A 12,765-nucleotide genomic window follows, 5' to 3' on the forward strand; every position below is an offset into this window, starting at 1 on the left:
CTATTTTGGCATAAATCAATAGAATATGCAAAGAAATATATGACATTGCGTGGTAAAATAAAAGGAAAGTTTTATGAGCACTAGATTTACTATTCGTAGTAAAGTACGGAAAAAGAAAGGATCGTTATTTGTGAAACAAGTGAAGTTTATACATGCGGCTGATTTGCATTTGGATAGTCCGTTTAAAGGGATGGAAATGAATGTATCACAGTCTGTTTGGGAGAGAATGAAGCAGAGTACGTTTGAATCGTTCGAGCGTATTGTTGATAAAGCGATTCAAGAGCGCGTTGATTTCGTATTACTAGCTGGGGATTTGTATGATGCGGAGACGAGAAGTTTGAGAGCGCAAGTGTTTGTGCGTGAGCAAATGAAGAGACTTTCGCAGTACGATATTCCCGTTTTTATTATTCACGGTAACCACGATCATTTAGGAGGAAGCTGGGCAGCAATTGAGTTTCCGGAAAATGTTCATGTGTTTACGGAGCCTTATGTAGAAGAGAAGTCATTTTATAAAAATGGTGAGCTGTTAGCGTCTATTTATGGGTTTAGTTATTTGCAGCAAGCGGTAACGGATAATATGACAGTGCAGTATACGAAAATGAGTGATGCGCCTTTTCATATTGGAATGCTTCACGGGAGTGTGGAAGGGGATGCAGAGCATAATCGCTATGCACCGTTTCAAATTCGTGAGCTGAAAGAAAAGCAGTTTGATTATTGGGCTCTTGGCCATATACATAAACGTGAAATTTTATCAGAAGAGCCGTACATTATTTATCCAGGTAATATACAAGGTCGTCATCGTAAGGAAATGGGCGAGAAGGGCGCATACCTTATCGAGTTAACGAAACAAGGATCGCATTGTTCGTTTTTCCATACTGCGGATGTTGTGTGGGATGAGATTGAAGTTAGTATCGATGGACTTGAAACTGTTGATGATCTTATGACGAGCGCGTTAAGTGCGATGAATGAATGCAGAAGAGAAGAGGAAGGAACGCTTTTAACTGTTGTATTTATAGGGCAGGGACCACTTTCTCCTTATTTACGTGAAGACAAGCGCGTGGAAGAGATTTTTCATATTTTAGCAGCGGGAGAAGAGCGAAAAGACTTTGTGTATGCGATGAAGTGGAAAAACGAGACGGTTTCTTTTGCGGAAATTGAACGTTTGAAAGAAGAAAATCATTTCGTCGGTAATGTGCTGAAAGAGTTAGAAGCTTTCACAAATATGGACGGAGTGTTGCGCACCATTTGGACATCTCCTGTAGCACGTAATAGCATTGAAGCTTTTACGGAAGAAGAGAAGAAAGAGATTCAAAAGGAAGCGGAAAATATTATTTTAGAGCAATTATTCCAGCAAGAGAGGGATAAAAAATGAGAATTGAAAAACTCCATATTTATGGCTATGGAAAACTAGAAAATGTGGAAATGGATCTGTCAATGCTGACGGTGTTGTACGGTGAAAATGAAGCGGGAAAATCGACAATTCGCTCGTTTATGAAAAGTATTTTATTCGGTTTTCCGACGAGAGGACAGCGCCGTTATGAACCGAAAGAAGGCGGGAAGTATGGCGGAGCGGTCACTGTTCAAACAGAAAAGTACGGCCGTTTGAAAATTGAACGATTGCCAAAGACGGCAGCTGGTGAAGTGACCGTTTATTTTGAAGGCGGGAAAACTGGCGGCGAAGATATTTTAAACGATATATTAAGCGGTGTGAATGAAAGCTTATTTGATTCTGTTTTTTCATTTGATATGCATGGTTTGCAAAATATTCATCAGCTCGGCGAAGAGGATATCGGCAATTATTTATTTTCGGCCAGCGCAGTCGGAAGTGATGCGTTATTGCAGTTAGATAAAAAGTTAGAAAAAGAAATGAATCAGCGCTTTAAGCCGAGTGGTCGTAATCCTGAAATTAACGTGTCACTGCAAGAGATGAAGAAAATTGAGGAAAAGATGAAAGAGTGGCAAGGGAAGATTGGCACGTATGAAAAACAGGTCGAGCAGTTAAAAGAAAGTGAAGAGAAACTTGCTTCTGTTCGTGCGGAAAAAGAGTCAGCCGAAAGACGAAAGCAAGACTATGAAATATTAGCGGCGCTTGAGCCTCTCGTTATTGAAAAGAGTGCGCACGAGAAAGTGTTGAAAAGCGAGAACGGGCAGTTTCCTGTAAATGGGATGGCGCGCTATGAGGCGGTAAAGGCAAAGATAGAACCGCTGCAAGTACAAGTAGATTCGCTTCAAAAAAAGATAGAAACAGTGCAATCAGAAATTGATTCCACAGAAATAGATGAAGTATTTTTACAAAAAGAAAGTTACGTAGAAGAACTTCGTATGCAGCATATGTCTTATGAAAATGCACGCCAAGAAATGCGTGATATGACGGGAAGTATTGCGAATATAAAAGAAGAAATCGCAGAACTAGAGCAACAAATTGGCGCTACTTTTGAACAAGAGACTGTTCTTTCATTTGATATAAGTTTAGCGACGAAAGAATTAATTACACAAACGGTGCAAAAAGCGAGAGAGTTAGAAACGCAAAAAACGCAGCTTGATGAACGTTTCAAAACGGCTCAGGAGCAATTAGAAGAGCAAGAAGAAAATATAAGACAAATAAGTCAGCAAATGTTAGCTGATGAAGAACGAAATACGTTAGTTGAGAGAGAAAAATCATTTCAGGATGCGGCATTTTTAGGTATGGGTGCAGAGAGAATGAAGCGCAAGTATGAGGAAAAAGCAGGAGCGGCTATGCAAAAGAAAAAACAGTGGCAAAGAATTTGTCTTCTGTTACTGCTTATTAACACGCTTGTTTTATTCACGAGTCTATTTATAGATAACCGCGCGCTATTATTTATTAGTGTCATTGTTTTTGTAGGGATTGTCCTTGCACTCGTTTTATATAAAGATCCTTCGGGTGGATTACAAGAAGAGCTTCTTACTCTTCAGCAAAGTGCTGGCGGTCGTCAAAGTGAAGAAGCGATGTCGGTTCGCTATCAGTTAGAAAAAGATGAAGAGATTCGAAAGTTATTTGAGCGAGAGTCGTATAAATTACAGCAAATGGAACGTGCTTATGATAAAGTCGTTTCATCTTATGAAGAATGGGAGAGAGAAACTTTCCGTACGGGAGAACAAGTAGATGCGTATAAAACGCGCTATATGTTCCCTGAATTTTATACGTATGCGCACATGTTGCCAGCGTTTGAGCGTATTGAAAAAATGCAGCAATTATATCGTGATTTAGAGAAGCAAAGTAAGCGGAAATCTTCATTGTATGAAATGATTTCGCACTTTGAGCATAAACTAGAAACTGTTATCGGTAGTAAAGAGTATAGGAATTTGCATGAGGCGCAAAGTCGTATGCAAAATGAAAAAGAGAAGCGCCAAACTTGTAAGCAGCTGAAAGAGAAGCTGGTGGAATGGCAAGAAGAATATGAGTTCATGCAAGAGCAATTAAAACAACTTTTAGTAGAACGAGATAACTTATGGCATATTGCAGATTCTACTGATGAAGAGATGTTTTTAGAAGCAGGTAAGCGGGCAGAGAAACGTGAAGACGCGGATAAGCAAGTGGGGCGTTTATTACCTCAAATTGATCTGTTAGAACAGCGCTTAACGAGTTTGTCATTAGCTGAACATTATGAGGCTGACGGTTACGAAGAAAAATTAAAGCAAGAAATTACAACCGCGCAAAACTGTCTGGCACAAGAGAAAGAATTGACAGAGCGTATTGCGAAGCATCGAATAGAAATTGCGAATTTAGAAGAAGGCAGTACGTATGGTGATTTACTACATGAGTGGGAAATGAAAAAATCACAAGTGCGTGAACAAGTGAAGAAATGGGCTGCCTATGCGGCTGCGAAGACAGTGTTAACGAAAACGAAGCAATATTATCATGAAGTGCATCTGCCTCGTATTTTACAAAAATCAGAAGAGTATTTCGTTTATTTAACGGGCGGGAGATATAGTAAAATATTCTCACCGTCAGAAGCGGAACCTTTCATTGTTGAACGTAACGATGGTGTGCGTTTTTACAGTCATGAACTGAGCCAAGCGACAGCGGAGCAGTTATATTTATCGTTACGATTTGCACTAGCGAAAACGTTTGAGCATGATTATCCATTTATTATTGATGATAGCTTCGTACATTTTGACGCGGTAAGGACGAATCGAACGATTGAACTTATAAAGGAAATTGCGAAAGATAGACAAGTTATCTTCTTTACATGTCATGCGCATCTACTCACGTATTTTACAGAAAATGAGATTATAAAATTAAAACGTAAGCGTAAAGAAAATGAGTTGTAGTATGCTATACTAAAAGTAACTGATTTGGTGGAGGAATTCGAATGAAAAAGAAAATTGCAGAATATGAAGTTGGTGAACAAGTCGATGTTTTCTTGTTAATTAAAACAGCGACAAAAGGTCTCGCAAGTAATGGGAAGCCATTTTTAACAGTAATCTTACAAGACCCAAGTGGAGATATTGAAGCGAAGCTATGGGATGTATCACCAGAAGTTGAGAAACAATATGTAGCGGAAACAATCGTTAAAGTAGCTGGTGATATTCTAAACTACAAAGGACGTATTCAATTACGTGTGAAACAAATTCGTGTTGCGAATGAGAATGAAGTAACGGACATCTCGGACTTTGTAGAAAAAGCTCCAATAAAAAAAGAAGATATGGTTGAGAAAATTACGCAATACATATTTGAAATGAGAAACCCGAACATTCAGCGTCTAACAAGACATTTGTTAAATAAGCATCAAAATGAATTTTTAGAATATCCAGCAGCGACGAAAAATCATCACGAGTTCGTATCTGGACTAGCTTACCATGTCGTATCGATGCTAGATTTAGCGAAAGCTATCTCGGCTCTATATCCATCGTTAGATAAAGATTTACTTTATGCAGGCGTTATTTTACACGACCTTGGTAAAGTATTCGAACTATCTGGCCCAATTTCTACAACGTATACGTTAGAAGGAAATTTACTAGGCCACATTTCTATCATGGTGAACGAAATTGGTAAAGCAGCAGATGAACTACAAATCGATGCAGAAGAAGTATTAATCCTTCAGCACATCGTCCTTTCTCACCATGGAAAAGCAGAATGGGGTAGTCCAAAACCACCATTAGTAAAAGAAGCAGAAATTCTGCATTACATCGATAACTTAGATGCAAAAATGAACATGATGGACCGTGCATTAGGACGCACAAAACCAGGCGAATACACAGAGCGTGTCTTTGCGCTTGATAACCGTTCGTTCTATAAACCGACGTTCCATAATTAATAGTGTGAATAGAATGGCCTCATTAAGTGTTAAAAGCTTAGTGGGGCTGTTTTCTTTATGAAAAATTAAATGAAATAGTTAAAAAGATAGTACAGGATTTTCAGCTATTGAATACGCTAGAAAATTCCCATATAGATCAAGTTTAATTGAAAGGATGGAAAAATATGAATCAAAAAAAGCCTATTGAATTTATTGAAAAAGCTGGGGCCTGTATTGTTTCAAAAAATATAATAAATGAAACAGGAAAATTGAAATGGATATTGAGAGAGCAATCAATAGATGCGGTAGATAATGGTTGGAGATTTTTTTCAGAAATTGATGATGATGATTACATTAATAATCCTGATAATTTAGTGGTATGTGACTTTAATACTGTAGCAAATATTGAACCGGCCATTCTGGGAATATACGAACTACCAATAGGTAGTGATTTACAATTAGTTTCTGAAAAGGGAAAAATAAGATTTGTTGATAATTTAACTGGTAAAGAAGTTTGATGAGAATACGAAGATCTAAAGGCAACAAGGTAAAATGGTTCGAGGAGCTGTAAATTTACCAAGTGTGAGTTCATTAAATATCTTCGAAAAGAATGTAAAATATTATAGTGAGCGAGGAACAAAGAGTAATCTTAAGACATTTAATTCTGAGACAGAAGCATGTGAATACTTCTATACTAGTTTAATTGATATGTTAAAAGGAATGGGTGTAATTTAAACCTGAAATAAAAGGGCATTTCCGTTTGGGGATGCCCTTTTATTTTATTAACTTAATTGCACATACACATAGGTTCTATTTGCAATTAAGCAGATTTTATTTTACATGGACATTATTATACTAATCTAAAGTCTCTGTATTTATATTTTTTCCCTTTTTATCTCATAATTTTAATTGAGGAAAGGGAGGAAAGAAATGGTTCAAATCAAAGTGACACCTGAAATGCTAGAAGAAGTTGCTAATCGTGCAAGTAATACCCGAATCGCATTAGAATCTATACATAATAATTTATGTAATGAAATTGATCATTTGTGTTCCCAATGGATTGGTGCCTCTAATCAACAATTCGTTCAAATGTTCAATGATGCGAGACCAAAAGCTTTTACATCTATCAATTCAATTATATAAGTATAAGAAGATTCGAAACGAATTGCTGAAAAATTCCGTAATGCAGATAATCAAGATGTTACATTGGAAGAAGGCGCAATGTGTGGTAAACCTTCTTCGGAGGAAAAAGGATTTGATGGTGGAAAATTAGCTAGAGATATTGCCGGTGAAGTCAGTGGTGAATAAGATGTTCGTCGTGCTTGGGATGGTATTGATCCATCTACTGGCGAAAAACTTTCCACTTGGGATAGAATCTTTGCTGGTGGAATGGCGGTAGCTGGTCTTACACCAGTTGGAAAGATTGCCAAAGTAGGAAAAGGAGTTAAAATGACTGCAAAGGCGGCTGAGGCCGCTGATACAGCTAAAAATGCAGCACATGCATCAGAGGTAACTATTCAATCCGGAGGAAGATATGGTAAGATTTCTCCTGACGAACTTTTTTATTTACAAGAAGAAAAGGCTATCGAAACATACGCAGATATCAAGAAAAATACCTCTGATGTAAGAGCAATAGCAGAGAATACAGGTTTTAAAGAGCACCGTATTCAAAGAGCAAAAGATCATGTGTTTTTTAAAGAACATGTACTAAGGGACGGTAGTAAAGGTTACTTTGATCCCGATTACCCAATGTCATTAGCGTGGAAACGATTAGAATCAGGTAAGCACCTTCCAAGTGATATAGATTTATTACGCCATGAAATTTTTGAATCTCGATTTGAAGGGATTTTCAAAACTGATGCTATGACTGCGCACAAAAAAACAATGCAAAGAAGACCTTGGCACCCTCCGGACGAGGATCTGTATCGTATCCCTTAATTAATAATTTTAACCAGTAAGGAGATTGAAAATATGGGAGTTTGTGTAGACTTATTTAAAGAATATGAAAATAAAGAAGAAGTCGTTTATCGTTTTTTTCCTTGTGAAGATGAAGAAAAAGCAGGGAAAATTCAATTTAATAAACTAGAAAAAAAATCTGTAGAATTAGAACCAGCTAAAGGCGAAGGTGCAAATTATTATTTTCTTAAGGCAGTTGGCGCTATACAAAAACATGTAAGAAATTCACCTGATTTAGTTGAATTCCCTGAATTCTTATTTTCACAATCGTAAAAATAAGAACAAGCTCTCAGTATTGAGAGCTTGTTTTTATTTTATTATTACATATGTCGGACTTGCAGTAATATAGAATGTTTCGCCTTTACTATTATACACTTTATATTGTGGTGTTCCATTAACATTTACCTTTACATCAATCCTAAACCTAAACCTAAACCTACACCTAAACCTAAACCTACAGTGCTAGCAACATCTTTATCCTGCATCAAGATTTAAGTAACTCCCTTTTTCAGCCCACACAATATAAGTTTCTGAATTCATTTTAATAAAAACACACGGCAATATGCCGCGAACAAAAACATTGAGTTAATCGATGGTGATGAGCTCATTCATATGATGAAGTTACGAATTTAGTATGTGGGGAATTTTTGAAATCAGATATGGACTTAATTCGTCATGAAATATTCGAATCTCGATTTGAAGGGATTTTTAAAACGGATTATAAAACAGCACATGATGCAACTTTAAGATCCGGTCGCCCTTGGAAAATACCTGATATAGATGCAGAATAAAAATGGAGGAGATACACTATGGCAATCCATATAACAATGAATAAAGAATTTGAAGATGAAGAGATAGTTGTATATCAATATTATCCATCTGAATCACCAGAAAAAGTTGGGAAAATGTATTTTCATAAAAAAGAGGAAATGTTTTATGATTTAGAACCTGTTCCAGAAGAATCAATCGGAACAAGAAAGCATTATTTTAATTGTGCGATTTCTAGGATAGTAATATGCCTGAGAAATGGCGGAGAATTTTTGGACGAAATGACATATGGAGTATAGAACAACAAACAAAGATATAAAAAAGCCGGCTCAAATAAAGAGTCGGTTTTTTTTTCATACTGTTACTAGGCTAATAATACATAGACTTCATTACTATCCTTCTGAATCACCCGCTAAAATAGGTAAGATGCACTATAATAAAAAGGAACGAATGTTTTATGACATAGAGCAAGCTCCAGTGGATTCATTAAATATGAGAGAACATTATTTTAATTGTGCGTGTACTAGGATTGTACGATGTCTTAGAAAGAACGAGGAATTTCCAGATAGCATGGCGTATGAAGCATAATTAAACGAACATAAAAAAAGTCGTCCAACATGACAGCTCGTATTTTACTTAACCTCATATCACCAACCACTACGATCAAGGTACCCTTTCATTTCATTAATTTGCCCATCTGATGTTTCATAGGTGAGAAAGCTCCTGGTTTGATGATGTTTTGCTGATGACGTTGCAACTTTAATCAAGATTGACGGTTCTTTTCTCCACTAATGTTTTTTATATTTACCAAACCATTCTCTAGCCAAAAATGTTATTCAACTAAAAAATATCTCAAATTCGAGATTTTTCACTTGCTTTCTAATCACTTGAGGTGTAAAGTGATAGTAACGAAAGCGATTGAGTCATATGAAAAACATACACTCAGTTGCTTTCGGTATACAAAACAAAGTAATTTATAAATGGATTCAGTGCAGCTTATTCAGTAAAAAAATACGACTAAGCTATAAAAACATAATGAGCATAAATTGAAAAGTTAATAACCATATTATTTGTTGGAAATATTATTTTTTATGTATCACTTGACTAGTAAAATGAAACGGAGGAATTATCAATGTATGAAATTAAAGGGCATCATCACATTTCAATGGTTACAAAAAACGGAAGTGAGAATAACCATTTTTATAAAAGCGTACTTGGTTTACGCCGTGTGAAAATGACGGTAAACCAAGATGATCCATCCATGTATCATTTATTTTACGGAGATAAAACAGGAAGTCCAGGTACTGAACTATCATTTTTTGAAATGCCTTTAGTAGGAAAAACGTACCGTGGTACGAATGCAATTACGCGAATCGGATTACTCGTTCCTTCAGAGGAAAGCTTACATTACTGGAAAGAACGATTTGAGAAATTTGATGTGAAACATAGTGAAATGACAACATATGCAAATCGTCCTGCTTTGCAATTTGAGGATGCGGAAGGTCTTCGTCTCGTGCTACTCGTTTCAAACGGAGAAAAAGTGGAGCACTGGGAAACGTGGGAGAAATCCGAAGTTCCAGCTGAACATCAAATTCAAGGAATGGGTTCAGTGGAAATGACAGTGCGTAGACTTGATAAACTAGCGAATACATTAGCAGATATATTTGGTTATAAAGAAGTTAGCCGAAGCGACGAAGAAGCGATTTTCCAGTCTATTAACGGAGAAGCCTTCGGAGAAATCGTTGTGAAATATTTAGATGGTCCTACTGAAAAGCCAGGCCGCGGTAGCATTCACCATTTAGCGATTCGCGTGAAAAACAGTGAAGAGCTAGCTTATTGGGAAGAACAGGTGATACAAAAAGGTTTCCATTCTTCAGGCATTATCGACCGTTTCTACTTTAAAAGCTTATACTTCCGTGAATCAAACGGAATCCTATTTGAAATTGCGACAGATGGACCAGGATTTACAGTTGATGGAGATGTGGAACATTTAGGAGAAAAACTTGATTTACCACCGTTCCTAGAAGATCAGCGTGCAGAGATTGAAGCGAATTTAGCACCTATTGAAGAGAAGTAATAGAAGAGAAAATATAATTTTAAAACTATTGGAGGAATATAAAATGAACCAATTAAAAGGAATTCACCACGTTACAGCAATTACAAGTAGTGCAGAAAAGAACTATGAATTTTTCACTTATATGTTAGGAATGCGTTTAGTTAAAAAAACAGTAAACCAAGATGATATTCAAACGTATCATTTATTCTTTGCAGATGATAAAGGTAGTGCAGGAACAGATATGACATTCTTTGACTTCCCAGGTGTTCCAAAAGGAGTACACGGTACAAATGAAATTTCAAAAACTTCATTCCGCGTTCCAACTGACGCAGCACTAGAGTATTGGGTGAAACGTTTTGACCGTCTTGAAGTAGAACATACAGGAATTAAAGAGCAATTTGGTAAGAAAACTCTTTCTTTCGTTGATTTTGATGATCAACACTATCAATTAATCTCTGATGAATTGGATAAAGGTGTGGAATCAGGTACACCTTGGCAAGACGGCCCAGTGCCATTAGAATATGCAATTACTGGCTTAGGACCTGTATTTATTCGTATCGCGAACTTTAACTATTTCAAAGAAGTGCTAGAAAAAGTTCTATTATTCAAAGAGATTGCTCAAGAAGGCGAATTCTATTTATTTGAAGTGGGTGAAGGTGGAAACGGTGCCTCTGTCATTGTAGAACATAATACGGTTCTTCCTGAAGCACAACAAGGTTTTGGTACAGTGCATCATGCTGCATTCCGCGTAGAAGATCGTGCGGTATTAGAAGAGTGGATTGAGAGAATAGGTAGCGTTGGACTTCCGTCATCTGGTTATGTAAATCGTCACTTCTTTGAGTCATTATACGCAAGAGTTGCGCCGCAAATTTTATTCGAGTTTGCAACAGATGGCCCTGGTTTTATGGGAGATGAGCCTTATGAAACGCTTGGAGAGAAATTATCTTTACCTCCGTTCTTAGAGCCAAAGCGTGAAGAAATCGAAAAATTAGTTCGTCCGATTGATACAGTGAGAAGTACGAAGGAATTTATTAAAGAGTAAAAATAGAAATAATAAGTAGAAGAGCAAGTAGTTTTAGCGAATCGCTGGAATTGCTTGCTTTTTTATTTGGTCTATAAAATTTTCTGACAAATGTTTCTCAAGTTTTTAAAATAGAAATATTTGGTATAATTAATTTAAATTATAAATTTTCTGACAATTATTTTTCAATACATAGAAAAGGGGTGATAATATACAATTTGAATAATTGTATAAATATCCTAATTTTGTAATTTTGGAGAAAAGGGGATGCGAAGGTATGGGAACAGATGTAGTAACGAAGGAGCAAATGAAACATTCTTTAGATAATTGGTATCGTGTAATGTTGCAGCAAAACATAGAGAAAGCAACGGAAATGAAAGAGGAGATTGATAGTAAGATTAGTGGTTTGGAAGTGGATCAGGAATTATCTTTGTATTTTACGTTATTAGATTTTAGATATAAAATGCTGACGGATTGGTTAAATATAAAAGAAAATAGTTTTGAAAGAATAGAATCTTTTGAAGTTCCAACTGAAGGATTTTTAGCATATTATTATCATTTTTTTAAAGGGATATATTGTACTTCAATGTCTAAATATAATGATGCGAAGGAAAGTTATGAAAAGGCAAATATACTACTGAAATACGTTTCGCACTCTTTAGAGAATGCTGAGTTTGATTATCGTATGGGTAATTTTTACTATCAGACGTATCAACAAGTTAATGCAATTGATTATTTGAGAAAAGCAAAAGAGGAGTTCAAAAAACATATAGGTTGCGAAATAAATATAGCGCTATGTGAAAATGCTTTTGGTCTGTGTTGTATTGATTTGAAAAATTACGAACTCGCGGAAGAAAGCTTTAATGCTGCTATGGATATTTTCCAAAAGGTAAATTATGAAAAATATATTTTAATGGTGCGTCATAATTTAGCCTTTTTGTATGCCAGTCAAGATTTATCGGAACTTGCAGTTCGTCATGCATCCGAAGTTACAAAAAAACAGCCGAAATTCTTTAAAGCGCTATTTGTTGAAGCTCGTGAATGTTATAAATTAGGACAATATCAATTGGTGGCAGATTTGATTGAAAAAGGTTTGGATATTTGTAAAGAGTTAAATAAGGAAGAGTTTCAATATCGTTTTATGATTTTGAAAAGTGTAAATGACAAATCACCTACATTAAGCTTAGAGCAAGTAGTTTTAGAAGGTATTTCTTATTTTGAAAAAGAAGAGCTATGGGAGTGTATACAGGAATACGCTGAAATGTTAGCCTTAAGGTTTTATAAAGAAGAGAATCACGATAAAGCAAGTCATTATTTTTACATGAGTCATAAAGCTCAAAAAAAATTATTAAAAAAAGGGGCGCTAAAATAATGAAAAAGATTCACTTTGGAATGTTGGGGATTGCATTAGTAGGTGCGTTATCAATTGGAGCTAATAGTTCATTTACAAATCAAGCATTAAATATAGGAGAAACAGGAGGAGCACCAGCAAGACCAGACTACGTTAATATAGGGGACACGGGAGGAGCACCAGCAAGACCAGACTACATTAATATAGGGGATACAGGTGGAGCACCAGCAGATAATAGAGGCGATGGCGGCGGAGTAAGCCAACTATAATAACAAAGAAAGGGACTTCAACATGAAGTCCTTTTCTTTGTTATTAGGCCATGTAGAGAAAAGAATTGACTTACTTTAAATGTGTA

Annotated in this window: 12 protein-coding genes and 3 pseudogenes; 14 read left to right on the top strand and 1 reads right to left on the bottom strand. The window is 36.1% G+C overall.

What is annotated here, in order from left to right; translation table 11 throughout:
- The first annotated feature begins 130 nt into the window (after nt 1-130).
- The 6 genes and pseudogenes from MKY70_RS05405 to MKY70_RS05435 all read left to right on the top strand — a co-directional run bounded on the left by MKY70_RS05405 (nt 131) and on the right by MKY70_RS05435 (nt 7,487).
- Nucleotides 131-1,372 carry a metallophosphoesterase family protein gene (locus tag MKY70_RS05405; protein ID WP_341026358.1) on the top strand — a complete coding sequence of 414 codons (1,242 nt, stop codon included), beginning with the start codon at nt 131-133 and terminating at the stop codon, nt 1,370-1,372.
- On the top strand, nt 1,369-4,293 hold the full coding sequence (locus MKY70_RS05410; RefSeq protein WP_341023584.1) for an ATP-binding protein: 2,925 nt from the start codon (nt 1,369-1,371) through the stop codon (nt 4,291-4,293). The genes MKY70_RS05405 and MKY70_RS05410 overlap by 4 nt, the downstream gene beginning before the upstream one ends.
- A gap of 41 nt (nt 4,294-4,334) precedes the next feature.
- Nucleotides 4,335-5,279 (top strand): 3'-5' exoribonuclease YhaM, encoded by a 945-nt coding sequence (yhaM, locus tag MKY70_RS05415; protein WP_002150118.1) that lies wholly within the window; start codon nt 4,335-4,337, stop codon nt 5,277-5,279.
- 164 nt (nt 5,280-5,443) lie between these two features.
- Nucleotides 5,444-5,776 (top strand): DUF2185 domain-containing protein, encoded by a 333-nt coding sequence (locus MKY70_RS05420; protein ID WP_088030947.1) that lies wholly within the window; start codon nt 5,444-5,446, stop codon nt 5,774-5,776.
- Nucleotides 5,777-6,188: 412 nt separating this feature from the next.
- A pseudogene (locus MKY70_RS30770) lies at nt 6,189-7,196 on the top strand (WXG100 family type VII secretion target).
- A 33-nt stretch (nt 7,197-7,229) separates the two neighbouring features.
- Complete coding sequence (locus tag MKY70_RS05435) at nt 7,230-7,487, top strand: hypothetical protein (protein WP_078417632.1); 258 nt, start codon at nt 7,230-7,232, stop codon at nt 7,485-7,487.
- Nucleotides 7,488-7,523: 36 nt separating this feature from the next.
- Here the strand turns inward: MKY70_RS05435 and MKY70_RS05440 are convergent.
- A pseudogene (locus MKY70_RS05440) lies at nt 7,524-7,637 on the bottom strand (N-acetylmuramoyl-L-alanine amidase); the annotation flags it as partial.
- 114 nt (nt 7,638-7,751) lie between these two features.
- Here MKY70_RS05440 and MKY70_RS05445 point away from each other — a divergent pair.
- The 8 genes and pseudogenes from MKY70_RS05445 to MKY70_RS05480 all read left to right on the top strand — a co-directional run.
- Nucleotides 7,752-7,847 (top strand): annotated as a pseudogene (locus MKY70_RS05445) (restriction endonuclease); the annotation flags it as partial.
- A gap of 14 nt (nt 7,848-7,861) precedes the next feature.
- On the top strand, nt 7,862-8,005 hold the full coding sequence (locus MKY70_RS05450) for a hypothetical protein (protein WP_236805537.1): 144 nt from the start codon (nt 7,862-7,864) through the stop codon (nt 8,003-8,005).
- A gap of 18 nt (nt 8,006-8,023) precedes the next feature.
- Complete coding sequence (locus MKY70_RS05455; protein WP_071737263.1) at nt 8,024-8,281, top strand: hypothetical protein; 258 nt, start codon at nt 8,024-8,026, stop codon at nt 8,279-8,281.
- 34 nt (nt 8,282-8,315) lie between these two features.
- Entirely contained in the window at nt 8,316-8,570 is a 255-nt protein-coding gene (locus tag MKY70_RS05460) for a hypothetical protein (protein ID WP_088030969.1), read from the top strand.
- Nucleotides 8,571-9,114: 544 nt separating this feature from the next.
- On the top strand, nt 9,115-10,059 hold the full coding sequence (locus MKY70_RS05465; protein ID WP_088030945.1) for a ring-cleaving dioxygenase: 945 nt from the start codon (nt 9,115-9,117) through the stop codon (nt 10,057-10,059).
- Between the two features lie 43 nt (nt 10,060-10,102).
- A complete protein-coding gene (locus MKY70_RS05470; RefSeq protein ID WP_341023587.1) occupies nt 10,103-11,080 on the top strand; it encodes a ring-cleaving dioxygenase in 978 nt (325 codons plus the stop codon).
- A 256-nt stretch (nt 11,081-11,336) separates the two neighbouring features.
- Nucleotides 11,337-12,431, top strand: a complete 1,095-nt coding sequence (locus MKY70_RS05475; protein ID WP_002087201.1) for a response regulator aspartate phosphatase — start codon at nt 11,337-11,339, stop codon at nt 12,429-12,431.
- Nucleotides 12,431-12,679, top strand: a complete 249-nt coding sequence (locus tag MKY70_RS05480; protein ID WP_098636568.1) for a Phr family secreted Rap phosphatase inhibitor — start codon at nt 12,431-12,433, stop codon at nt 12,677-12,679. The genes MKY70_RS05475 and MKY70_RS05480 overlap by 1 nt, the downstream gene beginning before the upstream one ends.
- Nucleotides 12,680-12,765: the final 86 nt, after the last annotated feature.

Origin of the sequence: Bacillus sp. FSL R9-9492 (assembly GCF_038007365.1) — a bacterium.
Classification (GTDB): domain Bacteria; phylum Bacillota; class Bacilli; order Bacillales; family Bacillaceae_G; genus Bacillus_A; species Bacillus_A mycoides.

Bases quoted from the DNA above. Each gene is read 5' to 3' on its own strand.
- MKY70_RS05475 (WP_002087201.1), top strand. From the start codon at position 11,337: ATGGGAACAGATGTAGTAACGAAGGAGCAAATGAAACATTCTTTAGAT.
- MKY70_RS05470 (WP_341023587.1), top strand. From the start codon at position 10,103: ATGAACCAATTAAAAGGAATTCACCACGTTACAGCAATTACAAGTAGT.
- MKY70_RS05410 (WP_341023584.1), top strand. From the start codon at position 1,369: ATGAGAATTGAAAAACTCCATATTTATGGCTATGGAAAACTAGAAAAT.
- MKY70_RS05480 (WP_098636568.1), top strand. From the start codon at position 12,431: ATGAAAAAGATTCACTTTGGAATGTTGGGGATTGCATTAGTAGGTGCG.
- MKY70_RS05420 (WP_088030947.1), top strand. From the start codon at position 5,444: ATGAATCAAAAAAAGCCTATTGAATTTATTGAAAAAGCTGGGGCCTGT.
- yhaM (WP_002150118.1), top strand. From the start codon at position 4,335: ATGAAAAAGAAAATTGCAGAATATGAAGTTGGTGAACAAGTCGATGTT.
- MKY70_RS05455 (WP_071737263.1), top strand. From the start codon at position 8,024: ATGGCAATCCATATAACAATGAATAAAGAATTTGAAGATGAAGAGATA.
- MKY70_RS05465 (WP_088030945.1), top strand. From the start codon at position 9,115: ATGTATGAAATTAAAGGGCATCATCACATTTCAATGGTTACAAAAAAC.
- MKY70_RS05435 (WP_078417632.1), top strand. From the start codon at position 7,230: ATGGGAGTTTGTGTAGACTTATTTAAAGAATATGAAAATAAAGAAGAA.